Below are 23,992 nucleotides of genomic sequence, written 5' to 3' on the forward strand. Positions count from 1 at the left end.
TGGTCGTCAGGCGGCCGTGCCCATCCCGGCCCGCATCGTGCCGCGGAAATCGTCGATGCAGACGAGGCGTCCATTGCGCTCGGCGTGCCAGAAGGTCCAGCCGTTGCAGGCCGGCAGGCCCTGGACCAGGGCGCCGATCTTGTGGATCGAGCCCGAGGCGGGGCCGACCCCCAGCGTGCCGTCGGGGCGCACCAGGGCCTTGTGGCGGCGGCGCTCGTCGGTGAGCGTCTCGCCGGCCCGGACGTGGCCGGCCTCCAGCAGGCTCAGGAACGGCACCCGCGGCTCGGCGCGCTTCGTCGGCGCGGTGAGGAGGGCGGCGCGCGACAGGGGCTCAATGCCGGCGATGCGCTCGCGGGCGGCGGCCGCGTAGGCCGGCTCCTGCTCGATGCCGATGAAGTGCCGGCCGAGCCGCTTGGCGACCGCCCCGGTGGTGCCGGTGCCGAAGAACGGGTCGAGCACCACGTCGCCGGGGTTGGACGAGGACAGGATGGTGCGGGCGAGCAGCGCCTCGGGCTTCTGGGTCGGGTGCAGTTTCCGCCCGTCCTCGCCCTTCAGGCGTTCGTCGCCGGTGCAGAGCGGGATGAACCAGTCCGAGCGCATCTGGACGTCGTCGTTGCCGCCCTTCAGCGCCTCGTAGTGGAAGGTGTAGCCCTTCTGCTCGCTGCGCGAGGCCCAGATCAGGGTCTCGTGGGCGTTGGTGAACCGCTTGCCGCGGAAGTTCGGCATCGGGTTGGCCTTGCGCCACACGATGTCGTTGAGGATCCAGAAACCAAGATCCTGCAACGCGCTGCCGACGCGGAAGATGTTGTGGTACGACCCGATCACCCAGAGGGTCGCGGTCGGCTTCATCACCCGGCGGCAGGCGGAGAGCCAGGCGCGGGTGAAGGTGTCGTAGGCCTCGAAGCTGGCGAACTGGTCCCAGTCGTCGTCGACGGCGTCGACGGCGCTCTGGTCCGGACGCAGCAGGGCGCCGGCGCCGAGCTGGAGGTTGTAGGGCGGATCCGCGAAGACCAGGTCGACGCTGGCCGGCGGGAGCCGGTCGAGGGCGCTGAGGCAATCCCCGAGGATGACTTCGTCCAGGGGAAGGCGCTGTGCGGGGGTAACGAGACCCATCCGCGGCGCCGACACCACTCGCCCGGTACGCGAGACTTGATTCCGGGCGGCGGCGCCGGCGACCGCGGTACGCGGGGAAGCCATGGCAAACACCGGTTACGCGACTGACCACCAGACATTGCCGCCGCTACGGTAAAGGTCACGTTTCCCGCGGACACGAATGACGTCTCGAAATGGGGCTGCACTTCTTGCCTAGTCGTCGAACGGATAGGCCTATCCGTTAATGAAACGCTACTGATCACAGGACGAGGACGCCGCTGTCGTTGAGCCTAGCCGTCGTCCATCGCGGTGAGACGGTTGGGACCAGGACGAGGCGCGGGCTCGTTCGTCGCCGCGCGGGTGGGGGAGGGCGAACCTCGGCGCCGCGTCTGTGCCCGAACGATCCCGTGCCCGAACGATCCCCTGCCCGCGGGAGCCCCCGACCCCGCGCCCCGTTCGACCTCGACAGCCCGGCCGGAACGGCCGAGGCCGTCTGTCCAGGCACTGCCACGCAGCCGCCGGCGCGCCGATGCCGCTTCTTTCGAATGCTGAAAACCGGAATGCTTTCGTCCCGGTGCCCAAGTCGACAGTCAGGTTTCGCGGCCGGTCATGACTTGAACGGTCGATCCTTAACGATCGGCAAGATGTCGGCCGAGAATGCGGCGTGATCGGCCACATTTCGGGCGGTCATAGTTTCGTCCTGTTTGGGCTCGATTGGCTCCGCCGTCAGCAACTGCCAAGGACAGTGGAATGAACAGCGGCAAGCCTGTGCGTCGGTCGATCGTGGCTCTCGCGGGCGGGGTGGTCCTCGCCGGATTGGGGAGCCTCGCCCTGTCGTCGACGGCGCAGGCCCAGAGCGGCAAGGCCTCCTGGTACGCGTCCGGCCACCGCACCGCGAGCGGCGAGCGCTTCAATCCCAACGGTCTCACGGCGGCCCATCGCAGCCTGCCCTTCGGCACCCGGGTGCGGGTCACCAACCAGTCCAACGGCCGCTCGGTGGTGGTGCGGATCAACGATCGCGGGCCCTTCGCGCATGGCCGCATCATCGATCTCGCCCGCGGTGCGGGCCGGGCCATCGGCATGAACGGCGTCGCCCGCGTCGCCGTCGCGGTGGTGGACTGACCGACATCCTTCGATCAGGCCCCCCGGCGTTGCCGTTGGGCCAAGCCTCCCCACATCAGGCTCACTCGTGCGAGCGGAGCGTGACGTGATGGCAAAGCCCCTGGTTGTCGTGATTCCCCATCAGCTCGGCCGGGCCGAGGCCCGCCGCCGGCTCGAGAACGGGATCGGCCAGGCCAAGGAGATGCTCCAGAAGGCCGGCCTCAGCATGGCCGACGCGACCTGGAGCGGCGACCGGCTCTCCTTCCTCGTCGGCGCCATGAACCAGAAGGTCGACGGCGACATCGACGTCGAGGACGACGTGGTGCGGGTCGAGGTGCGGATGCCGCTGCTCCTGTCGCTCTTCGCCCACAAGGTGCAGCAGATCGTCAGCCAGAACGGCGCCAAGCTGCTGACCAAGCAGTAGGCCGGACGCCGCGGAACCGGGGCCGGGCGCCCCGGTTTGGACTCGGAGGACATGAAGGAGCCCCCGATGTCGAATCCCGGCCCGATCCCGGACCAGCCCTATGATCCGGTGCCGCCGACCCCCGGTCCGGACACGCCCAATCCCGGCGGCCCCGAACTGCCGAGCGAGGCGCCGGGCGAGCGGCCGGTCGAGATTCCGGTGAACGATCCCGGCAACTCCCCGGCGATCACTCCCGATCCGTCCCCGACCGGCCCCGCCAACCCGACGATGTGACGGCTTGCGCGGAGGTGCCCGGCGCACCTCCGCCCCGTCGTGATCGCGGCGGCCGGCCCGTCAGCGCCCCGCGGCGTAGGCTTGCATGCCGCGGGGATTGGCGGCGGCGCGCAGGCGTCGCCCGTCGCGGCTCGCCGCGGTGAGCCGCCCCTCCGACCAGTCGGACCCGATCTCGACGATGTGCCCGCGCCGGCGCAGCTCGGCGACCGTTTGCGGGCTGACCCGGTTCTCCACCACCACGACCCCCGGCCGCGCCGTGCGGGGCCAGAACGACGACGGGAAGTGCTCGGTGTGCCAGGCCGGCGCGTCGATCGATTCCTGCAGGTTCATGCCCGCATGGACGTGGCGCAGGAAGAATTGCGGGATCCACTGGTCCTGCTGGTCGCCCCCCGGCGAGCCCCAGGCGAGGTAGGGCGCGCCGTCGCGCAGCGCCATGGTCGGCGAGAGGGTCGAGCGCGGCCGCTTGCCGGGTGCGAGCGCCGCCGGATGGCCCTCGTCGAGCACGAACATCTGCGCCCGCGTGCCGAGGCAGAAGCCGAGGGCCGGGATCACCGGCGAGGATTGCAGCCAGCCGCCCGACGGCGTCGCCGCGATCATGTTGCCGTGCCGGTCGATGATGTCGAAATGCACCGTGTCGCCGCGCACGACGCCGGAGCGGGCATCGTCCGGCGGAACCGTCGCCTCGATCTTGCCCACCGTCGGCTCCCCGGCGCCGGACGAGCCCACCGCCGTGCGGGCGCCCTCGCTCACCCGGGCGTCGAGGGCCTTGCCGTATCCGGGGATCGTGCCCGGCCGCTGCTCCAGCGAGGCGGTCTCGCCGACGAGCCGGCGGCGCTCGGCGTTGTAGGAATCCGACAGGAGGGTCTCGACCGGCACCCCGACGAAGGCGGGATCGCCGTAGAACGTGTCGCGGTCGGCAAATGCCAGCTTGGCGCACTCGACCTGGAGGTGGATGAAATCGGGCCCCGCCGGATCGAGGGAATCGAGGTCGAAGCCCTTGAGGAGGGCGAGCTGTTGCAGGGTCGCGAGGCCTTGCGTCCAGGGACCGGCCTTCAGCACGGTGTAGCGGCCATACTCGTAGGAGATCGGCGCCTCGACGCTCGCCTGCCAGGCCGCCATGTCGGCCCCGGTGAGGAGGCCGCGATGGGGCGTGCCGGTCACGTCCATCACCGGCTCACCGCGGCAGAACGCGTCGATCGCCTCGGCGACGAAGCCCTGCGACCAGATCCGGCGGGCGCGTTCGATCTCCTGCTCGCGGGTGCCGCCGGCGCTCTCGCGCACGATCCGCGCATAGGTCTCGGCGAGAGCCGGGTTGGTGAACAGGCTGCCGGGGGCGGGCACGCCGCCGTCCTTCAGGTAGGTCGCCGCCGAGCTCGGCCAGTGCTCGCGAAACAGCCCCTCGACGGTGGCGATGGTGGCCGAGACCCGCTCGACCAGCGGGTAGCCGTCCCGGGCATAGCCGATCGCCGCCTCCAGGACGTCGGCGAGGCGCCAGGTGCCGTGATCGCGCAGGATCAGCATGTAGGCGTCGAAGCTGCCCGGCACGCAGGGCGCCAGCAGCCCGGTGCCCGGCACGAGGTCGAGGCCGAGATCGTCGCGTAAGCGCGCGATGGTGGCGGCCTGCGGCGCCGGGCCCTGCCCGCAGATCACCTGCGGGTGCCCGACCCGGACGTCGTGCAGGATCACCGGCACGTCGCCGCCCGGCCCGTTGAGATGCGGCTCGACGACCTGGAGCACGAAGGCGGTGGCCACCCCGGCGTCGAACGCGTTGCCGCCCCGCTCCAGCACGCCCATCCCGACCGCGGTGGCGATCCAGTGCGTCGAGGCGACGACCCCGAAGGTCCCGTCGATCTCGGGGCGGGTGGTGAAGGGATCGGGTTTGGCGACGCTCATCGGGGGTCCTTTTTTAGGTGGCCGAGGATATTAGGCGGCCCAGGATTTTAGGTGGCTCAGGCGCAGGGTTTCGCGGCATCGGGGCCGCGATATTAGGCTCTAACCGGCAGCGAGACCGATGCAATCCACCGGGGTCGGCGATGCGATGCCGCGCCTTGCCGACGCCTATGGCATCGTCTCGCGCAGCACAGCATTCATCCGGGTCTGCCCCTTGAGCCGCTCGCCTTCCAGCGCTCGACGACGTCGGGATCGAGTCGCAGCGTGACGACCTCCTTGGTCTGTGTCACGGGAGGTCGGCCCCGTCCGCGGCGGATCAGGGTCGCACCCCGATAGGTGTCGGCCGCCTCGAGATCCGCTTCGGTGAGTTCCGGCAGTTCGCCGTATTCCTCGGCCGTGATGGTGTGGGCGTCGACCTTGGCGAAGTCGGTCGCCCCCATAGGCGTCAGGGGGAAAAGGTGGGCGTAGCGGGCTTGCTTGCGCTCATCGTGAATCGTGCCGGGAGCCGGGAGAGGATCATGCGACCCGAAAGCTATTGCGCGGCGGCGCGGCGTCGGCGCAATTTCGGCGGGCTCGCGGCCTTGTGCCCGCCGGTCTCGCGATCGAATGCGGGCCGTGCCGGCGCGGTCTCGGAACCGGCTGTGTCGGCCGAACCGTCGCCGGCTACCGGAGCAACCCGGTGCGGGGCGTGGATTTTCTCACCGAAGACATGAGCCGGAGCGATGCCGAACCCCGCCACCTGACGCTCGATCGCCTTCAGGAGCGCACCGGACACGTGAGGCCGGCTGTGGGGAAGCGATACGCTCGCGCCGGCCGGATGATCATAGAGTGCATGGCTGTCATTGGCCATTCTCCGCTCGAAGCCGAGTCCCGTCAGAGCGTCAATGACCGTCTGCGTCCGGACGTCCGTCATGCCCGCGCCTTCCTGTGCCCGGTTTTCAGGTCACGCCACGACCAGACCACACTATCGCTCACGATCGCCTCCGGGTCGATCTGGACGGTCAACGTGGCACGCCGTCGTTGGGCTGCCGTGAGCGGATGCGCCTTGAAGTAATCTTGCACGACCAGATAGTAGCCGATCTCCATGCAGGCATCGAAAATCACGATGATCACCGGGAAGAAATCTGCCAGCCAGAAATCGATGTCGCGCAGATCGATCCGGACAGCGATGCATCCATCCCTCCGGACCGTGAGGTGGTCTGTCGCCTTCAGTTGCAACGAGATATAGCCGCTCTCGATGCTGCCATCGGCGTCGAAGGTCGTGATCAGGCCGTCGATGCCGTAATCGGCCGCTGGAACATCGAGAACATAGCCGGCCTTCGCAACGATGTAGCCAACATGGTGCAGGCTCATGGCCGCGATGACGTGCTCGCGGGTCCTGATCTTGCGATCCGCCATGCATCCCCGCGAAATCGAAGCCGTGCAGTCGTCTCCTGCTAGGTCAAGGCTGCACGGCGCACAAGACGCCCCCGCCCGGGCTCGCCTTTCCCGAACGGCTGCCGTATCCCCCGGCCATGGCCGCTCCTCCGCTCCTCACCCTCCAGGGCATCGCGCTCACCTTCGGCGGCACGCCGCTCCTGTCCGGCGCCGACCTCGCGCTCGCGCCCGGCGACCGCACCTGCCTCGTCGGCCGCAACGGCTCGGGCAAGTCGACCCTGCTCAAGGTCGCCGCCGGGCTGGTCGAGCCCGACAAGGGCGTGCGCTTCCTGCAGCCCGGCACGACGGTGCGCTACCTCGCGCAGGAGCCGGATTTTTCCGGGCACGCCACCACCCTGTCCTTCGTCGAGGCCGGGATGGGGCCGGGCGACGAACTCTACCGGGCGCGCTACCTGCTGGAGAGCTTAGGCTTGACCGGCGAGGAGGATCCGAGCCGGCTCTCGGGCGGCGAATCGCGCCGCGCGGCCCTCGCCCAGGCGCTGGCGCCGGAGCCCGACATCCTGCTCCTCGACGAGCCGACCAACCATCTCGACCTCCCGGCGATCGAATGGCTGGAGGCCGAGCTGAAGGGCAGCCGGTCGGCGCTCGTGCTCATCAGCCACGACCGGCGCTTCCTCGAGGCCTTGTCGCGCTCGACCGTCTGGCTCGACCGCGGCACGACGCGCCGCCTCGACCAGGGTTTTTCCGCCTTCGAGGGCTGGCGCGACCAGGTGTTCGAGGAGGAGGAGCGCGACCGCCACAAGCTCGATCGCAAGATCGCCGCGGAAGAGGACTGGCTGCGCTACGGCGTGACGGCGCGGCGCAAGCGCAACGTCAAGCGGCTCGCCGGCCTGCACGACCTGCGCCGCCAGGCCCGCGAGCATCGCGGGCCCGTCGGCGCCGCGACCCTGACGGTGAGCGAGACCGAGGCCTCCGGCGCCCTGGTGGTCGAGGCGCGCGACGTCGCCAAATCCTACGGCGAGCGCCCGATCGTCCGCGACCTCAGCTTGCGCATCGCCCGGCGCGACCGGCTCGGCATCGTCGGGGCCAACGGCACCGGAAAGACGACGCTCGTCAACCTCCTGACCGGCCGCCTCCCGCCGGATTCCGGCGAGGTGAAGGTCGGCGCCAACGTCACCCTCAACCTCCTCGACCAGCGCCGCAGCGCCCTCGATCCCGAGCGCACCGTCGCCGACGTGCTGACCGGGGGCGGCAGCGACACCGTGCAGGTCGGCGGCCAGAGCCGGCACGTCATCGGCTACATGAAGGACTTCCTGTTCTCGCCCGAGCAGGCGCGCACGCCGGTGGGCGTGCTCTCGGGCGGCGAGCGCAACCGCCTGCTGCTCGCCCGCGCTCTGGCGGAAGCCGGCAACCTGCTGGTGCTCGACGAGCCGACCAACGACCTCGATCTCGAGACCCTCGACCTGCTCCAGGAGATGCTCGGCGACTATGCCGGCACCCTGATCCTCGTCAGCCACGACCGCGATTTCCTCGACCGGGTGGTCGACACCGTACTGGTCTCGGAAGGGGAGGGGCGCTGGATCGCCTATGCCGGCGGCTATTCCGACATGGTCGCCCAGCGCGGGGTCGGCGTGCAGGCGCGCGGGGTGGTGGCGCCGAAGGGCACGGCCAAGGATGCGGCCAAGGATGCGGTCAAGAATCCCGCCAAGCCCGCCGCTCGTCCCGATGCCAGGAAGCGCCTCGGCTTCAACGAGCAGCACGAGCTCAAGACCCTGCCGGCCCGCATGAAGGCCCTCGAAGGCAACCGGGCCAAGCTCCGGGCCGCCCTCGACGACCCGACGCTCTATGCCCGCGATCCCGCCCGCTTCGAGGCGATCTCCCGTACGCTCGCGACCACCGAGGCCGACCTCGCGGGCGCCGAGGAGCGCTGGCTCGAACTCGAGATGATGCGCGAGGAGCTCGAGGGCTGATCCGCCGCCCGGCGCCCCGGGTGGCGCCGGGCGGCCCAAGAGACGACAGAACGACACGCCGCTCTTCTGTTTCTCCGTCGGGAACGTCTGGAATTAGCTGACCCGCGTAAGGTTTCGTGGCGATCGTGCAACATTCGGGCGGAAAGCCGGCGACTTGGCCATGGTGGGTGCGGATCTCGGTTGATCGCTGTTAGCGCCTAGCACATGGTGCCCCTGCACCGGGAACAACCCGGTGGGGCCGGCAGACACCCCATGCAGGGGGCGCCGGTTCGCAAGGGGAAAAGAGTGGCGTGGTTCGGCTCCAGTAGGATCGTCGGGACACAGTCGTTCACCCCCAGGGTCTCGAAACTTTGGAGGTCTCGATGAAGCTCGTGAAGAGCCTTCTGCTCGGTTCGGCCGCTGGCCTGACCGTCGTTGCCGGTGCGCACGCTGCCGATCTGCCGATCAAGAAGGCGGCGCCTGTCGAATACGTTCGTGTCTGCTCGGCCTACGGGGCCGGCTTCTTCTTCATTCCCGGTACCGACACCTGCATGCGCGTGTCCGGCCGCGCCCGCTTCGAGGCCGGCTACTCGCAGGGCTACTCGCGGTCGAGCAACAACGGCGACCTGATGGGCTATCAGGGCCTGGGTCGTCTCAACATCGACGCCCGCACCCAGACGGCCTACGGCACGCTGCGTGCCTTCGTGCGCTTCGACATGTCGAGCCGCACCGGCGCCTACCTGAAGTCGGGTACCCAGGAGCGCATCGCCCGCGCCTACACGGCGACCGGCGTCGACACGTTCTCCCGCGCCCAGCAGTTCGTGAACGTCGACAAGGCCTTCATCCAGTTCGCCGGCCTCACCGCCGGTCGCGCGGCCTCGTTCTACGACTTCTACGCCCACGACTTCGAGATCATCGGCACCTCGCTGGGCTCGGACGTCGCCTCGACCAACCTGCTCGCCTACACCGCCACCTTCGGCCAGGGCTTCTCGGCGACGATCTCGGTCGAAGACCCGATCTTCCGCAAGACCCCGCTGTTCGGCACGGCCACCGCCGGCAACGCGGCGAGCCAGTTCCAGATCTTCACCGCGGCCTCCGCCAACCTGACCCCGGTCCTGGTCAACAACGCGGCCGGCGTGCCGATCGGCGAGGCGTTCTACGACGTGCGCCAGGCCTCGCGCATGCCCGACTTCGTCGGCGCGCTGCGCTACGACGCGGCCTGGGGCTCGGCCCAGCTCTCGGCCGCCGTGCATGAGCTTAACGCCGGCAACGCCTCGACGGTCCTGACCTTCGGCGGCGCGACGATCGCCCCCGGCTCGGTCGTGACGCCCCGCATCGGCACCGAATACGGCTGGGCGGTCCAGGGCGGCCTGAAGTTCAACCTGCCGTTCATCGCTCCGGGCGACTCCCTGTACCTGCAGGGTTCGTACGGCGAGGGAGCCCAGCTCTATACCGGCTACTCCTCGTATATCGGCGGCTACACCGTCAGCGCCGGCAACACCCAGGGCGCGCCGTTCCCGACCTTCTTCGCCGACGCCGCCGTCAACCCGATCACCGGGAAGATGGAGCTGTCGACCAGCTGGACGGTGGTCGGTTCGTACCTGCACTACTGGGCGCCCGAGTGGCGGTCGGCGCTCATCGGCAGCTACGGCGAGATGTCGTTCGGCAAGACCAGCCGCGCGCTCCTCGGCGGCCTGAACTTCAACGGCCTCGGCAATCCGGTCAACAGCCCCGGCGTCTCGCTGTTCAGCGCGTCCCTGCGCGACACCAGCCAGCTCGTTGCCGGTGCGAGCATCATCTGGTCGCCGGTCAAGGATCTCGATATCGGCGTCGAGGGTCTCTACAACCGCGTCGACATCAAGAACGGCCGCGTCATCGACCAGAACAAGGCTCCGGGTGGCGTCGCTGCCGCCGTGAACGCCGCCGGCCTGCCGGTGGCCGCCAACGGTGCCCTGCTGCCGACCACCAACTACGCGGACACGTTCCAGGTCCGCATGCGCGTCCAGCGCGACTTCTAAGTCGCGACCCGCGGCTCCCTCCGGGGAGCCGCGTCCTCGGACGCCCCTTTAAGGGCCCCGGTTCGCGCTGGGGCCCTTTTTCGTTGCGCGCGCCACGCCTTGCTGATGCCGGAAACCGCCGCCAGGGTGGCCCGCACGCGCGAAGCCCCCGCCGCGCGCTGTCTTTCCGCGACGAGGTTCCCCCGTGGCCATTCGCTCGATCGGCTGGCTGTCCGGCCTTCCCCTCCTGGCCGGTGCCTGGGTGGCCGCCACGGCCTTCGCCGAGCCGCGGCTCGAGGCGGCTCTCGAGGCACCAGCCGAGGCGGTCGCGACGGCGACCGGACGCGACGCGGCGGAGCCGTGGCTGCGGGTCGAGGCGCGGGGCCGTGACCTCGTGGCGAGCGGCGAGGCCCCGGGCGAGGGCGCCCGCGATCAGGCCCGCGCGGCGCTCGCGGCCCTGCCTGGTTGGCGCCGGATCGTCGACCGGACCGGCCTCGTCGCCGAGGTCTCGCCCTTCACCTGGGCGGTCGCCTCCCGTGCGCCCGACCGCCTCGACCTGATCGGGCACCGCCCGGCCGAGACCGGCCGCGCCGCCCTGGCGGAATTCTTGGGCGCCGGGCTGCCCGCCGGGCTCGTCCTGCGCGACACCGCCCGGGCCGCCCGCGGCGCGCCGGAGAACTTCTCCGAGGCCGCCCGCTTCCTCGTCGCCCAGGTGCAGCACCTGAAGCCCGGCGCCACCGCGGCCCTGAGCGACCGCGTCCTGTCGGTCCGCGGCGAGGCGGCGAGCGTCGAGGCCTACGCGGCCCTGCGGTCCGACCTCGCCCACCCGCCCGCCGGCTACACGGTCGGCGAGGTCGCGGTCGAGCCGGCCCTGGTCTCGCCCTTCGTCTGGTCGGCGAGCCGCGGGCCCGCGGGGATCCGCCTCGACGGCTACGCGACGTCGGAGGCCGACCGGGCCGCGATCCTGGCCGCCGCCCGGCTCCTCGCCGACGGCGCCCCGGTGAGCGACGCGATGCGCACCGCCCGCGGCCTGCCGGCGGGCATCGATGCCCGGGCGCTGGTCGACCGCGCCTTCGCGATCCTGGCCCTGGTGCGGGAGGGCAGCGTCGCCCTCGACGGATCGACCCTGTCTGTGCGCGGCAGCGCCATCGACGTCCAGGCCGTGCGCGAGGCCGAGGCGGCCGCCGCCACCCTGCCGGCGGGGATCTCCCGCGGCGCCTTCGCCCTGACGGCGAGCCCGGTCTCGCCCTACCTCGTCGCGATCCGGCGCGGGCCCGACGCCTTCACCCTCACCGGCCACCTGCCGGATGCCGAGGCCCGCACCGCCCTGCGCGCCGCCCTGCGGCCGCACCTCTACGGCGAGCGCGTGATCGACCGCACCCGGATCGCCGAGGGCGCGCCGCCCGCCCTCGTCGAGGGCCTGACCGCCGGAATCGGCGCCCTCGTCCAGCTCGCCGAGGGCGAGGTGAGCGTGCGCGACCAGAGCCTGCGGATCGCCGGCGAGGGCCTCTATCCCGAGAGCGCCCGCCGCGTCGCCGCCGAGGCCGGGCGTCTCGCCCCGGCGGGATGGCGCATCGAGGTCGCGGTCGGCGCCCGCGGCGCGCCGCCGAAGCGTGACCCGGCGGAGTGCCGCGAGACCTTCGCGACGCTGGCGAGCGGGCAGGCCCTGCGCTTCGACCCCGGCAGCGCCGATCTGAAGCCGGCCTTCTACCCCGTGCTCGACGAGGTGGCGGGCCTCGCCCGCGCCTGCCCGCAGGCCCGGATCGAGGTCGCCGGCCACGACGACCCGCCCGGCAGCGCCCCGGCCCCCGTCGCCAAGGAGGCCGCGCCCAAGGAGGCCGCGCCCAAGGAGGCCCCTCTCAAGGAAGCCTCCGGCAAGTCCAAGCCCGCGGCGAAGCCCGGCCGGCCGGCCGAGAAGCCGGCGCCGAAGCCCGTCGAGACCGCCGCCATGCCCGATCCCGGCCTGCCGCAGCGGCGCGCCGCCGCGATCGTCGATTACCTGCTCAAGGCCGGCATCCCCGCCGACCGGATCGCCCCGGCGCCCGCCGAGGCGTCCGACCGCCGGGCGGTCGCCTTCGCGCTCCGCTCCTGAGGCCTCGTCCCGTGCTGCTCCTTGCTTCCGTCGCCTGGCCGGGCTGTCTCGCCGCGCTCCTGATCGGCCTCGGCACCGGCTTCTGGGCCGGGCCCCCCGCCGGCCGCCTGCCGCGGGTCGCCGCCGCCCTCGTCGCGCTTCTCGCGCTCGCCTGCCTCGCGACGGCGCTCGCCGGCCTCGTACCGGGGCGCGAGGGCTTTTGGGTCGAGAGCGCCGCCGCCATGCTGACGGTCTACCTCGCCGGCTGCGCGGCCGGCGGCCTGTCGCGCTCGACGCGCCGGGCTCGGCCTTGAGAACTTGGCGACGTCATTGTCGCTGAGACTGGACTTGTAGAGCGAGGCCATACGGCCCGCCCCCTCATCCGAGGAACGGGCGATGGAGGCACGCCGCTGCAGGACGAGGACCATCCCTCACAACGTCGCCAGCACACCCCCGTCCACGTACAGGATCTGCCCGTTGACGAAGTCCGACGCCGCCGAGGCGAGGAAGATCGCCGCGCCCTGCAATTCCTCCACCCGGCCCCAGCGCCCGGCCGGCGTGCGGTTCTTCAGCCAGGCGTCGAAGTCCGGGTTCTCGATCAGGGCCTGGTTCAGCGGCGTCGCGAAGTAGCCCGGGCCGATGCCGTTCACCTGCAGGCCGTGGCGGGCCCAGTCGGTGCACATGCCCTTGGTCAGGTTCTTCACCGCGCCCTTCGAGGCGGTGTAGGGCGCGATCGAGTAGCGTGCCGCCTCGCTCTGGAGGCTGGCGATGTTGATGATCTTGCCGCGCTTGCGCCCGATCATGTGCCGGGCCACCGCCTGGCCGACATAGAACACGCTGTCGAGGTTGGTCCGCATCAGCTCGTGCCAGGTCTCGATCGAATACTCCTCGAGCGGCGCGCGGCGCTGGATGCCCGCATTGTTGACGAGGATGTCGAGGGGGCCGATCTCGGCCTCGATCCGGTCGATGCCCGCCCTCACGGCGCCCGCATCCGTCACGTCGAAGGCCGCGGCCTCGGCCGTGATGCCCTCGTTCCGCAGTTCCGTGACGGCGCCGTCGAGCTTTGCCGCATCGCGGCCGTTGAGCACGATCGCCGCACCGGCGCGGCCGAGGCCGAGCGCCAGCGACAGGCCGATGCCCTGGCTGGAGCCGGTCACCAGGGCGCGGCGGCCCGACAGATCGAACAAGGCGGTCGACACCGGCGATTTCCTCCCGGATGCGCTCCGTGCCGGCAGCCTTCGGGGCCGCTCCTTGCGGTTGCGCTCGTGCCCAAAGGGAAGCATGGTACCGGTACCAAAGCAAGCGGCTTCTCGGCGCCGGACCGGCCGCCCCGAAGCCCGACCGGGAGGAGAGGTTTCGCCATGACGCTCGCCGCGCGCATCCACGCCGCCAAGGACCTGCGGGTCGAAACGATCTCGCTGCGCGAGCCGGAGGCGGACGAGGTCGTGGTGGCGCTCGGCGCCGGCGGCATCTGTGGCTCGGACCTGTCCTATTACGGCAAGGGCCGGGTCGGAGACTTCTCCCTGCGCGAGCCGATGGTGCTCGGCCACGAGGTCGCCGGCACGGTAACCCGGGTAGGGGCCGCGGTCACGAGCGTGAAGCCCGGCGACCGGGTCGCGGTCGATCCGAGCCGGCCATGCCTCTCCTGCGACTATTGCCGCGCCGGCCGCTCGAACCTGTGCCGCAACATGCGGTTCTTCGGCTCGGCGGCGATCTTCCCGCATGTCCAGGGCGGCTTCAGCGAGCTCTTCCTCGCCCGCGCCGACCAATGCGTGCCGATTCCCGACACGATGCCGATGCGGGTCGCCGCCTGCGGCGAGCCCCTGGCGGTGGCGCTCCACGGGATCCGGCGGGCGGGCGAACTCCTGGGCCGCCACGTCCTCATCGCCGGAGCCGGGCCGATCGGGCTCCTGTGCCTGATGGCGGCGAGGCTCGCCGGCGCGCGGCGGATCGTCTGCACCGACCTGTCCGAGGCGCCGCTGGCCATCGCCCGCGAGATCGGCGCGACCGAGACCATCAACGTCGCCTCCGAGCCCGAGCGGCTCGCGGCCTACGAGGCCGACAAGGGTACCTTCGATGTCGCCCTGGAGGCGACCGGCGCCCCGGCGGCTTTGGCCTCGCTGTTCCGGGTGGTGCGGCCCGGCGGCCGGGTGGTGCAGCTCGGCATGATGCCGCCGGGGGACGTGCCGGTGCCGGCCAACCTCCTGATGGCCCGGGAGATCGACTTCGTCGGCGCCTTCCGCTTCCACGAGGAGTACCGCACGGCCATCGCGCTGCTGGCTGCCGGGCGGATCGACGTCGCGCCGATCCTGTCGGCCGAGATGCCGATGTCCCGGGCCGACGAGGCCTTCGCGCTCGCCGCCGACCGCAGCCGGGCGATCAAGGTCCACCTCGCCTTCTGAGCAGACTTGCGTTGGCAGGCCAACGCTTCGCCCGCTTAGGTTGTTGTCGTGTCGCAGATTTTTGCCGCCGAACCGGTGTCCGCTTCGGCGAAGTCTGCTTGGGCGCCCCACCATGGCCGACGAGTCCACGCCCCCGCGCCGGGTGCCGACGATGCGCGACGTGTCGCGCCTCGCCGGCGTCTCGCCGATGACGGTCTCGCGTACGCTGGCCGCGCCCGGCCGCGTCTCGCAGGAGACGCGGGCGCGGGTGCTCGCCGCGGTGGACCGGCTCGGCTACGTGCCGGATCGCGGGGCCGGGAGCCTGTCGTCGCGGCGCACCGGCTTCGTCGCCCTGATCGTCCCGACCCTGACCAACCCGAACTTCGCCGATACCGCCGCCGGGCTCACCGCGGTGCTGGGCCCGCGCGGCTATCAGCCCCTGATCGGCCTCACCGGCTACTCGGCCACCGAGGAGGCGACGGTGGTGCGCGCGATGCTGTCGCGCCGCCCGGACGCGATCGTGGTGGCGGGGATGCATCGCCCCGAGGGTACCCGCGACCTCCTCGCCCGGGCCGGGGTGCCGGTGGTGGAGATCTGGGACCGGCCGGAGGCGCCGATCGACCGGGCGGTCGGATTCTCGAACTACGAGGTCGGACGGCTGGCGGCACGAACCCTCGCGGGCCTCGGTGCCGCCCGCATCGCCGGCCTCGGGCCGGAGCGCACCGGTGAGGCCCGGGATTTCCGTGGAGAGGAGCGCCTGCGGGGCCTGCGGGACGGCCTCGCGGCAGCGGGCCTTTCCGACGGCCTGATCCTGCATCACGGCCGCGCGGCGGGCGCCTTCGCGCACGGGGCCGAGGCCATGACGGAGTTGCTGGCTCGCGGCGGGGCCGAGGCGGTCTTCCTCGTCTCCGACATCTCGGCCTTCGGAGCCCTGATGGAGTGCCAGCGCCGCGGCGTCCGGGTGCCGCAGGATCTCATGATCCTGGGCTTCGGCGATTTCGAGATCGGCCGCCAATGCGTGCCGCGCCTCTCGACCATCGCGGTCGATCCCGTCGAGATCGGCCGGCGCACCGGTGACCTGCTTCTCCGGCTTCTGGACGGCGAGGCGGAGCAGCCGACGGTGATCGATCTCGGGTTCAGCCTGCTCCTGCGGGAGACCACGGGGTAGCGTGACGGATCAGATCAGGTGCGGCGTCGGCGCCGGGCGCGGCCGCAAGACCGGGGCGACGGCTTCCCGTTCCGCGTCCACCGGGCCACGCTGTGCGGCCCGGGGCGGCTCGACCAGCGGAAACAGATCCTGCAACCCGCGCGAGACGCCGGCGAGAACCGGGGCGAAGGGGCCGGCGAACGGCGGGGGGGCCGTATCGGCCTTGACGAAGCGGGAATCGGGCATGTCGCACTGCAAATCTCTGGGCCAGCGATAACGCGCCGCACCATGATTTGGTTCACGAACGCGTGTCGAAAGATTGCCGGCCCGGTGGCGTGGGTGGCGTGGCGCAGGGAGCCGGACTCAGCGGCTCGGCGTCGGGGCGATCAGCGTCTCGGTGGCGCCGGCCGGATCCATGCCGATGCGGCCCCAGCCGGGCAGCTTCAGGGCCGGGCGGCGCAGGTCCAGCCCCGCCACCGCACCCAGCACGTTGACCTCGATCCCCTCGACCCAGCCGAGGGCGAGGCCGAGATAGCCCCGGGCCGAGAGCTGCACGCCGGTGCGGCTCGGCGTCCAGGCGACGACGCGCTCCGAAAAGTCCTTGCCGAGGGCCGTCGGCGGCAGCGCGACGGCGAGGTCGGGCACGGCGCGCAGGACGTGGGCCACGAAGGTGTTGGAGTTCGGCCCCGGCCAGGCGCTGTAGCTGCCGGCCGCCCGGTGCGGGTAGGTCGCGACCGCAGCGTGGATCCGCGGCACGACGCGGGCGGCGGCCTCGCCGTCGAGGGCGAGCACGACCTGCGGCGGGTTGCCGAACCAGCGCGCATCGGCCGCGTAGGCGTCCTTGCGCACCGGCAGGCCCCAGCCGACCACGTCGTAGCGGGTGTAGCGCGGGGCGCCGGCCTCCTTGACCACGATCCAGGTGTGATGCGCGAAGATGCCCCGCCAGCGCCCGACCCGGGCGGCGTAGATCCGGACCAGGGCATCCGGGGCCGCCGCGGGGGCGGGCAGGAGCCGGGCGCTCGACCAGTCGGCGGTGGCCCAGTCGGGGGCGAGGTCGTCGCGGCTCCACCACCACAGGGCGTGGGCGGCGAGCGGCAGCAGGAACAGGAGGACGAGCGCCAGCACCAGGGTGCGGGCGAGCCAGGCCAGGGCGATCAGCATGGTGGTGAAGATGGTCGTCGGAGCGTGGCGGCGCAACCGCGGCCGGGCGAGACCGTTGTTGGCCTGCAACGAGTACTGCGGACGGGTACGGGAGGACGCGATGGCCGAGGTGAAACGGGTGCTGGACGCCCTGGTGCGCAGCCGCCGCGGCGGGCTCGCGGCCTCCGCGGCCCTCGGCGGGCTGGCGCTGATCGCCGGCCTCGCCGTGCGAGCGACGCAGCGCGGGGAGCCCGAGGCCGGGCCGGTCCGGGGGGCGACCCGAGGGACGGCACAAGGCACGGCCGCGATGCCCTTCGATGCGGGTGCGCTCAGCGACGACGAGGCGACGCTCTGCCTGCGGATCATGGTGGCGGCGTCCGCTGCCGACGGGGTGATCGACGCCCGCGAGCGCGAGCGGCTCGACGCGGCGGTCGCCGAATCCGGCCTCGACCTCGCAGGCCGCCAATGGCTCGCCCGCGAGCTGGAGGACCCGGCGACGATCGACGAGATCGCCGATCGGGTCGCCAACCCCGAGGCCGGCGCCCGGGTCTACGCCGCGGCCCGCCTCGCCATCGATCCCGACACGATGCAGGAGCGCACCTTCCTGCGCATGCTGGCCGAGGCCCTCGACCTCGACGACGACGCGGTCGCGCGGGTCGAATCCGGCCTCGCGGCCTGACCGGAGCCACCGATGCGCCCTCCCGATGGCCGGCAAGCCCTCGAACTGCTCGCTCGCCTCGGCTACGGCGCCCGCGGGGTCACCTACTGCCTCGTCGGCGGCCTCGCGGTGCTCGCCGCGATCGGCGTCGGCGGGCAGACCGGGGGCAGCCGCAGCGCCCTCCTGATCCTGCTGGAGCGGCCGTTCGGCTGGATCCTGCTCGGTCTCGTCGCGCTGGGTCTCGCCGCCTTCGCGCTCTGGCGCGTGGTCGAAGCGGTGACCGACGCCGACCGCTACGGCCGCTCGGCCAAGGGGCTGGCGACCCGGGCCGGCCACCTCGTCAGCGGCGTGACCTATGGCGGTCTCGGCCTCTCGATGATGGCGGCGGCGCTCGGCCGCGGAACGGCGCGCCAGGCCGAGGACCAGGGCGCGCGGGACTGGACCGCCTGGTTGCTGCAGCAGCCCTTCGGCCAGTGGCTCGTCGGTGCGGTCGGCCTCGTGGTGATCGGGGCCGGCCTCGCCTTCGCGCTGAAGGCCTGGAAGGGCGACGTCTGCAAGCGCCTCTCGGTGCCGCACGATGCCCGCGACTGGGTGCGGCATGTCGGCCGCTTCGGCTACGCCGCCCGGGCCCTGACCTTTGGGCTGATCGGCGGATTCCTGATCGCGGCGGCGATCGAGAGCCGGTCGAGCGACGTGAAGGGCCTCGGCGGCGCCCTCCAGGCGCTGCGTGGCGAACCCTACGGCTGGGTGCTGCTGGGCCTCACGGCGGCCGGCCTCGCGGCGTTCGGGATGTTCGGCCTCGTCCAGGCCCGCTACCGCCACATCGACCCGCCGGACCTCGACGCGGCGCGCCGGGCGGTGGAGGAGATCGCGCGATAAGAGCAACCTCGGAGGAGACCCATGGACACGCCCGAGCCGCTGCCGCTCCGCACCGCGTTCCTGTTCCGCATGAGCCTGACGGTCGGCCCGCCGCAGGGCATCGGCCCGTCCCGCGGCGCCGAGCTGCGCGTCGTGCCGGTCACCGGCGGTACGGTGGCGGGGCCGCGCCTCACCGCCGAGGTGCTGCCCGGCCCGGCCGGCGACTGGCTGCGGGTCGAGCCCGACGGCACGACGCATCTCGACGTGCGCCTGACGCTCCGGACGACGACGGGCGGCCTCGTCTACTGCCGGTATACGGGCCTGCGCGCCGGCCCGCCGGAGGTGCTGGCCCGGCTCGGCCGCGGCGAGGCGGTGGACCCCGAGGACTACTACTTTCGCACGGCTCTGCGTTTCGAGACCGGCGCCCCGGATCTCGCCTGGCTCGACCGGACGATCGCCGTCGGGGTGGGACAGCGGCGGCCGGAAGGGCCGAACTACGACGTCTACGCCGTGCTGTGAGGGTGCCTCGCGAAACGCCCGCTACGCCGACGCCATCACGGCGGGCGATGACGGCGACCGGGCGTTTTCGAAAGGTGGCCGATCCATCTCGACCGTGATGAAGGCGCCCCTGCCGTGGCGGGTCTGCCATGCTGCGCATCCATGCGCCAATGACGGACGCCGGTACCGGCAAACCCTGGAATCATGCCGCCTCATCTTCGAACGGACCCGTTCGAAGGCGCAGGGCAAGCCCGAACGGGCGTCGGTGCTGATGCGCGACGGGATCGGACCTCAGCAACCGATGCCGTAATGCGCGCGGTACCAGGCGACGAAGGCCGGGATGCCGGAATCCAGCGGGGTCGAGGGCACGTAGCCGACGAGGTCGCGCAGGAGGTCGGGGCTGGCCTCGGTGCGCTCGACGTCGCCGGGCGGCAGGTCGCGCAGGTGGCGCACCGCCCGCACGCCGAGCGCGGCTTCGAGCGCGTCGAGCATCGCCGCGACGCTCACCGGACGGCCCCCGCCGATATTGACCATCCGGAACGGCGCGACCGGGCTCAGGGTGTCGGCGGGCGAGACCGGGTCGGCGCCCGGCGGGGGAGGCGGCAGGTCGATCAGCCGACTGATGCTCTCGACGAGGTCGTCGATATAGGTGAAGTCCCGCACGGCGCGGCCGTGGTCGTAGACCTCGATCAGCTCGCCGGCCAGGATCTTCCGGGTGAACAGGAACAACGCCATGTCGGGCCGGCCCCACGGCCCGTAGACGGTGAAGAACCGGAACGCGGTGGTGGGGATCTTCCACAGGTGGGCGTAGGAATGCGCCATCGCCTCGCCGGCGAGCTTCGAGGCGGCGTAGATGGTGAGCGGCCACACCGCCCGGTCGGTCTCGCGGAACGGCACCGTCGGGTTGCCGCCATAGGCCGAGGAGGTCGAGGCGAAGAGGAGGTGGCGCACCGGATGCGCCCGGCAGCCCTCCAGCACCTGGAAGGTGCCCACGACGTTGCCGGCGACATAGGCCTCCGGGTGCTCCAGGCTGTAGCGGACCCCGGCCTGCGCCGCGAGGTGCACCACCACGTCCGGCCGCGCCTCGCCCATCAGGGCCATGAAGGCGCCGGGCTCCTCCAGCAGGAATTCGTGCGACGCGAAGCCCGGCAGGGCCTCGAGCCGCGCCAGCCGGGCCCGCTTCAGGGCGACGTCGTAGTAGTCGGTCAGCCCGTCGACCCCCACGACCTCGTGGCCGGCCTCGAGCAGGCGATGGGCGAGGTGGAAGCCGATGAAGCCGGCCGTGCCTGTCACGAGGAAGCGCATGGCGGGTCCCTGGCGCGGGCCGGACACGCGCCCGCCCGGGGCGGTTACACCGGCGCGGGGCGGGTTGCCAGCCCGGCCCGTCTCGGAACCCGCGCCTTCAGAACACCTGCCGCAGCGCCCAGTACAGCCCGCCGGCGAGCGTGATCGCCGCCGGCAGCGTCATGATCCAGGCGAGCGCCAGGTTGCGCACCGTCGCCATCTGCAGGCCGGTGCCGTTGGCCCACATCGTGCCGGCGACGCCGCTCGACAGGATGTGGGTGGTCGAGACCGGAAGACCGTAGGCCTCGGCGAGCCCGATCGTGCCGGCGGCCACCGCCTCGGCGGACGCGCCCTGCGCGTAGGTGAGGTGCTGCTTGCCGATGCGTTCGCCGACCGTGACGACGATCCGCTTCCAGCCCACCATTGTGCCGAGGCCGAGGGCCAGGGCGACCACCACCTTCACCCAGGTCGGGATGTAGCGGGTGCCGTCGTCGAGGGTGCGGCGGTACTCCTGGAGCGTCCGCGTCTCGTCACCGGTGAAGGGCGAGTGCTCGCCGGTGAGCAGGCGCACCGCGTCGCCCGCGAGGTACATGTCGGCGCGCAGGTTCTGGGTCGCCTCGGCGGGGACGTGCCGGATGGCGCCGTAATTCTGCACCTGGGCGGCGATGTCGTCGGACAGGGCGGCGAGCGCCGCCTGGACCTCGGGAGCGGCGAGGGCCTCGGCCGGCGCCTTCGCCTTCAGGGCCTCGCCGACCTTGGCGCGGGCGCCGGCCGCGTCGGGCACCGCCGTCCCGCCGGCGTGAGTCCCGCCGGCGTGAGTCCCGCCGGCATGAGTCCCGCCCGCATGGGCGCGAAACACCCGGCTCGCGCCCTGCGAGCCCTGCACGAAGGCCGGCGTGCTCGAATCCGGCATGGTGCGGTTGAGCGCGTAGGCGGTCGGGGCGGCGCCGATCAGGATCAGCATGATCAGGCCCATGCCCTTCTGGCCGTCGTTGCCGCCATGGGCGAAGGACACGCCGGTGCAGGTCAGGATCAGGAGGCCGCGGATCCAGAGCGGGGGCGGCGCCTCGCCCTCCGGCGCCCGGTAGAGCTCGGGCCGGCGCACCACGCGCTTGAGCAGGAACAGCAGCCCCGCGGCGCAGACGAACCCGACGAGGGGGCTGAACAGGAGCGATTCGAGCACGCCGAGCGCCTGGCCCCAGGCGACGCCCGAGGCGGCGTGGTCGGGGGCCATCAGCTGGTTGGCGAGGCCGACGCCGATCACCGAGCCGATCAGGGCGTGCGAGGAGGAGTTCGGCAGGCCGAGCGCCCAGGTGCCGAGGTTCCAGACGATCGCCGCGACGAGGAGCGCGAAGATCATCGCGTAGCCGGCCCCCGAGCCGACCTGGAGGATCAGCTCCACCGGCAGCAGGGTCACGACGCTGTAGGCCACCGCACCGGTCGAGGCCATCACGCCGAGGAAGTTGAACGCGCCCGACCAGATCACCGCCGCGAGCGGCGGCATCGAGTGGGTGTAGATCACGGTCGCCACCGCGTTGGCGGTGTCGTGGAAGCCGTTCACGAACTCGAAGGCCAGCGCGATCAGCAGGGCGAGGCCCAGCAGCGCGAAGGCCCCGACGGCGAGCGGCGGCTGGCCGGCCTGCCGCATGTCGGCGACGAGGTTGTAGCCCGCATAGGCGAGCCCCGCGGCCAGCACCGCCAGGAACCCGACCGTGGCGGCCGGGTGGATGCGGTGGCCGAAGCGGGGCCCCGTGCGGGGTTCCTCTCCAGATCCCGGGCCGGCGGGACCGGGCGCCGCCCCGGCGGGGCGTCGGGCGAGGGCGGCGTCGGACATGAGGGACTCGCTCCGGCGGGGCTGCCCCTCAAGGAATAGGGCGCCCGGATGGCAAGTCGATGACGCGGCAAGTCGGCGGGCCACATCGACGCCGGGTCAAGTCGACGGCAAGGTCGGTTGTCGCCGCGGACCGCCGCGGAGGCGGCCGGACGTGCGAAAACCATGTGTAAATGCCTAAGGGGCTTGCGTTCTGCAAAACGCAACCCCAAATTCAACGGATCACCGCTGCCGCTGCGATGCGTGTGCGCACGGGTCATGGAGGCGCGGCTCCCCACGGGCAACGAGTCCGGCGCCTTCACGGGCGGCGAGGCCGTTGCCTTCAACGAACCGGCCCGATGCCCTTCTGGTCGAGGGTGACGGAAGGCCAGCGAGTCAGTACCCGATGAACCAGCTCGTGCGCATGTCGCATATCGTGACCGCAGACGCCGTCGAGGAGCCCTCCCCGAGCCTCCGGGTTCCCTTCGCCCAATCGGGCGCCTTCGTGTGCAAATTCATCATCGGCGAACCCAACGACCGAGCGGTCTGTTGCGGCGCGCCGGTGCAGGACGGAAAGAGCTGGTGCGCCTTCCACCGCCGGATCGTCTTCGAGCCGACCCGTCCGGGGCGGCTGCGATAGCAGAGGCCGGCCGGCTCCGCTACCCGTCCGGCGCCTGTTTTCGTCGGGCGCCCGCGGGGGCGGCGCTCACGCTGCGCGGCCGTAGATCGGGAAGCCCTCGCGGCGCCCGCGCAACGCCGTCCGGCTGACCTCGCGCCATGCGGCGCCGTGCGGGCCTTCTCCCGGCCGCGCCGCGTCGAGGGCCGCCTGCGATACCAGCGTGGTGACCCCGAAGGTCTTGGTCGCCTGCTCCAGCCGAGCCGCGACGTTGACCGCGTCGCCGAGCACGGTGAATTCGAGCCGGTCGTCGTCGCCGACCACGCCGACGAACACCTCGCCGCAATGCACCCCGATGCCGATCCGCACCGGGTCGTGGGTCGAGCCGGCATTCCAGGCCTCGACCAGGGCCTCCAGCCGCTCCGCGAAGGCGAGGGCGCCCGCCGCGGCGTCCGCCCGGACCTCCGGCACCCCGAACACCACCAGCGCGCCGTCGCCCATAAACTTGTCGATCATGCCGCCGGTCTCCCGGGCGGCCTGGACGACGCAGCGGCGAAAGCCCGTGATCAGGATCGCCACCGTCTCGGGGTCGGCCCGCTCGGCGATGGTGGTCGAGCCGCGCATGTCGACGAAGGCGATGCCGGCGTGCCGCCGCTCGCCGAGGCGCAGGCCGCCGCCCTGCTCCATGCTGCCGCCGTGCTCCAGGAGCGGCGCCAGCTCCGCCGGCAGGAAGCGCGACAGGGCCGCCCGCCGCGCCGCCTCGCGCAGGGCCAGCACCGCCAGGAGCGCCATGATCCCGACCGACACGACGCTGCCGAGGCCGACCCAGGTCTCGATCTGGTGGGCGTGCCGCTGGTAGCCGATCAGCAGCTCGTCCTCCCGGCTCCTCATCGTCTCGACGATCCGACGGATCTCGTCCATCTCGGCCTTGCCCTCGCCGGCCCGGACCAGGGCGAGCGCGCCGGTGCGATCGCCCGCGCGGTCGAGGGCGATCGTGCGGTCGAGTTCGGCGAACTTGCGGTCGATGGCGGGGCGCAGGGCGGCGAGCCGGGTCTCCTGCTCGGTGTTGCCGCGCAGTTCCGCCGCGAGCCGGGGCATCTCGGCGGCCACCCGGCCGAGGCCCTGGGTGTAGGGGACCAGGAAGGCCGCGTCGCCGGTCAGCAGGTAGCCGCGCTGCCCGGTCTCGCTGTCGAGAAGGTCGGCCAGCACCTGCATCAGGGCGCGGTCGATCGACAACGTGTGGGTGATGCGGTGCTGCACGGTGCTCTGCCAGGCGAGCAGCAGCCCGTTCGCCGAGCCGACGAGCAGCAGCAGCACCGCCCCCACGAAGGTCATCCCGGCCCGGCTGCGCACCGGACCGACCCGCGGCAGGACGCGCGGGCGGGCCGGGGCGGGGGAGGGGGGCGCGTCTGGCGTCATCGGCGGG

General features: G+C 72.1%; 24 protein-coding genes. 13 read left to right on the plus strand and 11 right to left on the minus strand.

The features are described 5' to 3' along the window. Positions 1-6: 6 nt before the first annotated feature. Positions 7-1,197, minus strand: coding sequence for a site-specific DNA-methyltransferase (locus miv_RS08505; RefSeq protein ID WP_207182276.1), 1,191 nt, complete (start codon positions 1,195-1,197; stop codon positions 7-9). Between the two features lie 645 nt (positions 1,198-1,842). Between miv_RS08505 and miv_RS08510 the strand changes: the two genes are divergently transcribed. From miv_RS08510 to miv_RS08520, 3 genes are all read left to right on the plus strand, one after another. Then, positions 1,843-2,214 carry a septal ring lytic transglycosylase RlpA family protein gene (locus miv_RS08510; protein ID WP_048430685.1) on the plus strand — a complete coding sequence of 124 codons (372 nt, stop codon included), beginning with the start codon at positions 1,843-1,845 and terminating at the stop codon, positions 2,212-2,214. An 88-nt stretch (positions 2,215-2,302) separates the two neighbouring features. Beyond that, positions 2,303-2,617 (plus strand): polyhydroxyalkanoic acid system family protein, encoded by a 315-nt coding sequence (locus miv_RS08515; protein WP_048430684.1) that lies wholly within the window; start codon positions 2,303-2,305, stop codon positions 2,615-2,617. Between the two features lie 66 nt (positions 2,618-2,683). Beyond that, positions 2,684-2,890, plus strand: coding sequence for a hypothetical protein (locus miv_RS08520; RefSeq protein ID WP_048430683.1), 207 nt, complete (start codon positions 2,684-2,686; stop codon positions 2,888-2,890). 60 nt (positions 2,891-2,950) lie between these two features. On the opposite strand, the gene miv_RS08525 is transcribed toward miv_RS08520, so the two are convergent. From miv_RS08525 to miv_RS08540, 4 genes are all read right to left on the minus strand, one after another. Further along, the gene (locus tag miv_RS08525) at positions 2,951-4,783 is read right to left on the minus strand and encodes a gamma-glutamyltransferase family protein (RefSeq protein ID WP_207182278.1); all 1,833 of its coding nucleotides are present in this window, start codon (positions 4,781-4,783) and stop codon (positions 2,951-2,953) included. Positions 4,784-4,977: 194 nt separating this feature from the next. After that, a complete protein-coding gene (locus miv_RS08530; RefSeq protein WP_207182279.1) occupies positions 4,978-5,220 on the minus strand; it encodes a BrnA antitoxin family protein in 243 nt (80 codons plus the stop codon). A gap of 92 nt (positions 5,221-5,312) precedes the next feature. Then, entirely contained in the window at positions 5,313-5,693 is a 381-nt protein-coding gene (locus miv_RS08535; RefSeq protein WP_207182280.1) for a hypothetical protein, read from the minus strand. Then, complete coding sequence (locus tag miv_RS08540) at positions 5,690-6,178, minus strand: DUF4365 domain-containing protein (RefSeq protein ID WP_207182281.1); 489 nt, start codon at positions 6,176-6,178, stop codon at positions 5,690-5,692. Before miv_RS08540 ends, miv_RS08535 begins: the two co-directional genes overlap by 4 nt. A 116-nt stretch (positions 6,179-6,294) precedes the next feature. Here miv_RS08540 and miv_RS08545 point away from each other — a divergent pair, with 116 nt between their 5' ends. The 4 genes from miv_RS08545 (at position 6,295) to miv_RS08560 (ending at position 12,488) form a co-directional block, all read left to right on the plus strand. After that, positions 6,295-8,127: an ABC-F family ATP-binding cassette domain-containing protein gene (locus miv_RS08545; protein WP_207182285.1), complete on the plus strand. Its 1,833-nt coding sequence runs from the start codon at positions 6,295-6,297 to the stop codon at positions 8,125-8,127. A 362-nt stretch (positions 8,128-8,489) separates the two neighbouring features. Beyond that, positions 8,490-10,124 carry a porin gene (locus miv_RS08550; protein ID WP_207182287.1) on the plus strand — a complete coding sequence of 545 codons (1,635 nt, stop codon included), beginning with the start codon at positions 8,490-8,492 and terminating at the stop codon, positions 10,122-10,124. A 184-nt stretch (positions 10,125-10,308) separates the two neighbouring features. Further along, positions 10,309-12,195 carry an OmpA family protein gene (locus miv_RS08555; protein ID WP_207182289.1) on the plus strand — a complete coding sequence of 629 codons (1,887 nt, stop codon included), beginning with the start codon at positions 10,309-10,311 and terminating at the stop codon, positions 12,193-12,195. 11 nt (positions 12,196-12,206) lie between these two features. Then, positions 12,207-12,488, plus strand: a complete 282-nt coding sequence (locus tag miv_RS08560) for a hypothetical protein (protein WP_207182291.1) — start codon at positions 12,207-12,209, stop codon at positions 12,486-12,488. 117 nt (positions 12,489-12,605) lie between these two features. Here miv_RS08560 and miv_RS08565 read toward each other — a convergent pair whose 3' ends face one another. Further along, positions 12,606-13,373 (minus strand): SDR family oxidoreductase, encoded by a 768-nt coding sequence (locus miv_RS08565; protein ID WP_207182293.1) that lies wholly within the window; start codon positions 13,371-13,373, stop codon positions 12,606-12,608. Positions 13,374-13,535: 162 nt separating this feature from the next. Here miv_RS08565 and miv_RS08570 point away from each other — a divergent pair, with 162 nt between their 5' ends. Continuing rightward, a complete protein-coding gene (locus miv_RS08570) occupies positions 13,536-14,576 on the plus strand; it encodes an L-idonate 5-dehydrogenase (protein WP_207182294.1) in 1,041 nt (346 codons plus the stop codon). A 151-nt stretch (positions 14,577-14,727) separates the two neighbouring features. Further along, on the plus strand, positions 14,728-15,723 hold the full coding sequence (locus miv_RS08575; protein ID WP_207183433.1) for a LacI family DNA-binding transcriptional regulator: 996 nt from the start codon (positions 14,728-14,730) through the stop codon (positions 15,721-15,723). A gap of 9 nt (positions 15,724-15,732) precedes the next feature. On the opposite strand, the gene miv_RS08580 is transcribed toward miv_RS08575, so the two are convergent. Continuing rightward, positions 15,733-15,948 (minus strand): hypothetical protein, encoded by a 216-nt coding sequence (locus miv_RS08580; protein ID WP_048430801.1) that lies wholly within the window; start codon positions 15,946-15,948, stop codon positions 15,733-15,735. 117 nt (positions 15,949-16,065) lie between these two features. Beyond that, positions 16,066-16,863 (minus strand): DUF3750 domain-containing protein, encoded by a 798-nt coding sequence (locus miv_RS08585; RefSeq protein ID WP_058617769.1) that lies wholly within the window; start codon positions 16,861-16,863, stop codon positions 16,066-16,068. 100 nt (positions 16,864-16,963) lie between these two features. Between miv_RS08585 and miv_RS08590 the strand changes: the two genes are divergently transcribed. The 3 genes from miv_RS08590 to miv_RS08600 are packed head-to-tail and all read left to right on the plus strand — an operon-like array spanning position 16,964 to position 18,877. Continuing rightward, entirely contained in the window at positions 16,964-17,521 is a 558-nt protein-coding gene (locus miv_RS08590) for a tellurite resistance TerB family protein (protein ID WP_048430800.1), read from the plus strand. A 12-nt stretch (positions 17,522-17,533) separates the two neighbouring features. Beyond that, complete coding sequence (locus miv_RS08595) at positions 17,534-18,379, plus strand: DUF1206 domain-containing protein (RefSeq protein ID WP_207182295.1); 846 nt, start codon at positions 17,534-17,536, stop codon at positions 18,377-18,379. 21 nt (positions 18,380-18,400) lie between these two features. Beyond that, positions 18,401-18,877, plus strand: coding sequence for a DUF3237 domain-containing protein (locus tag miv_RS08600; RefSeq protein ID WP_207182296.1), 477 nt, complete (start codon positions 18,401-18,403; stop codon positions 18,875-18,877). A gap of 270 nt (positions 18,878-19,147) precedes the next feature. On the opposite strand, the gene miv_RS08605 is transcribed toward miv_RS08600, so the two are convergent. Beyond that, the gene (locus miv_RS08605; RefSeq protein WP_207182297.1) at positions 19,148-20,161 is read right to left on the minus strand and encodes an NAD-dependent epimerase/dehydratase family protein; all 1,014 of its coding nucleotides are present in this window, start codon (positions 20,159-20,161) and stop codon (positions 19,148-19,150) included. A 97-nt stretch (positions 20,162-20,258) separates the two neighbouring features. Beyond that, the gene (locus tag miv_RS08610; protein ID WP_207182298.1) at positions 20,259-21,974 is read right to left on the minus strand and encodes an inorganic phosphate transporter; all 1,716 of its coding nucleotides are present in this window, start codon (positions 21,972-21,974) and stop codon (positions 20,259-20,261) included. A gap of 313 nt (positions 21,975-22,287) precedes the next feature. Here miv_RS08610 and miv_RS08615 point away from each other — a divergent pair, with 313 nt between their 5' ends. Then, complete coding sequence (locus miv_RS08615; RefSeq protein WP_244748920.1) at positions 22,288-22,590, plus strand: GcrA family cell cycle regulator; 303 nt, start codon at positions 22,288-22,290, stop codon at positions 22,588-22,590. A 66-nt stretch (positions 22,591-22,656) separates the two neighbouring features. On the opposite strand, the gene miv_RS08620 is transcribed toward miv_RS08615, so the two are convergent. Further along, the gene (locus miv_RS08620) at positions 22,657-23,985 is read right to left on the minus strand and encodes a CHASE3 domain-containing protein (protein WP_207182299.1); all 1,329 of its coding nucleotides are present in this window, start codon (positions 23,983-23,985) and stop codon (positions 22,657-22,659) included. Positions 23,986-23,992 lie beyond the last annotated feature (7 nt).

The organism is Methylobacterium indicum (assembly GCF_017347565.1).
GTDB classification, from domain to species: Bacteria; Pseudomonadota; Alphaproteobacteria; order Rhizobiales; family Beijerinckiaceae; genus Methylobacterium; species Methylobacterium indicum.

What these genes read in the sequence shown, in the direction of transcription:
- miv_RS08505 (WP_207182276.1), bottom strand. Translation starts at nt 1,197, where the DNA reads ATGGCTTCCCCGCGTACCGCGGTCGCCGGCGCCGCCGCCCGGAATCAA.
- miv_RS08510 (WP_048430685.1), top strand. Translation starts at nt 1,843, where the DNA reads ATGAACAGCGGCAAGCCTGTGCGTCGGTCGATCGTGGCTCTCGCGGGC.
- miv_RS08515 (WP_048430684.1), top strand. Translation starts at nt 2,303, where the DNA reads ATGGCAAAGCCCCTGGTTGTCGTGATTCCCCATCAGCTCGGCCGGGCC.
- miv_RS08520 (WP_048430683.1), top strand. Translation starts at nt 2,684, where the DNA reads ATGTCGAATCCCGGCCCGATCCCGGACCAGCCCTATGATCCGGTGCCG.
- miv_RS08525 (WP_207182278.1), bottom strand. Translation starts at nt 4,783, where the DNA reads ATGAGCGTCGCCAAACCCGATCCCTTCACCACCCGCCCCGAGATCGAC.
- miv_RS08530 (WP_207182279.1), bottom strand. Translation starts at nt 5,220, where the DNA reads ATGGGGGCGACCGACTTCGCCAAGGTCGACGCCCACACCATCACGGCC.
- miv_RS08535 (WP_207182280.1), bottom strand. Translation starts at nt 5,693, where the DNA reads ATGACGGACGTCCGGACGCAGACGGTCATTGACGCTCTGACGGGACTC.
- miv_RS08540 (WP_207182281.1), bottom strand. Translation starts at nt 6,178, where the DNA reads ATGGCGGATCGCAAGATCAGGACCCGCGAGCACGTCATCGCGGCCATG.
- miv_RS08545 (WP_207182285.1), top strand. Translation starts at nt 6,295, where the DNA reads ATGGCCGCTCCTCCGCTCCTCACCCTCCAGGGCATCGCGCTCACCTTC.
- miv_RS08550 (WP_207182287.1), top strand. Translation starts at nt 8,490, where the DNA reads ATGAAGCTCGTGAAGAGCCTTCTGCTCGGTTCGGCCGCTGGCCTGACC.
- miv_RS08570 (WP_207182294.1), top strand. Translation starts at nt 13,536, where the DNA reads ATGACGCTCGCCGCGCGCATCCACGCCGCCAAGGACCTGCGGGTCGAA.
- miv_RS08575 (WP_207183433.1), top strand. Translation starts at nt 14,728, where the DNA reads ATGCGCGACGTGTCGCGCCTCGCCGGCGTCTCGCCGATGACGGTCTCG.
- miv_RS08580 (WP_048430801.1), bottom strand. Translation starts at nt 15,948, where the DNA reads ATGCCCGATTCCCGCTTCGTCAAGGCCGATACGGCCCCCCCGCCGTTC.
- miv_RS08585 (WP_058617769.1), bottom strand. Translation starts at nt 16,863, where the DNA reads ATGCTGATCGCCCTGGCCTGGCTCGCCCGCACCCTGGTGCTGGCGCTC.
- miv_RS08590 (WP_048430800.1), top strand. Translation starts at nt 16,964, where the DNA reads ATGGCCGAGGTGAAACGGGTGCTGGACGCCCTGGTGCGCAGCCGCCGC.
- miv_RS08595 (WP_207182295.1), top strand. Translation starts at nt 17,534, where the DNA reads ATGCGCCCTCCCGATGGCCGGCAAGCCCTCGAACTGCTCGCTCGCCTC.
- miv_RS08600 (WP_207182296.1), top strand. Translation starts at nt 18,401, where the DNA reads ATGGACACGCCCGAGCCGCTGCCGCTCCGCACCGCGTTCCTGTTCCGC.
- miv_RS08605 (WP_207182297.1), bottom strand. Translation starts at nt 20,161, where the DNA reads ATGCGCTTCCTCGTGACAGGCACGGCCGGCTTCATCGGCTTCCACCTC.
- miv_RS08610 (WP_207182298.1), bottom strand. Translation starts at nt 21,974, where the DNA reads ATGTCCGACGCCGCCCTCGCCCGACGCCCCGCCGGGGCGGCGCCCGGT.
- miv_RS08620 (WP_207182299.1), bottom strand. Translation starts at nt 23,985, where the DNA reads ATGACGCCAGACGCGCCCCCCTCCCCCGCCCCGGCCCGCCCGCGCGTC.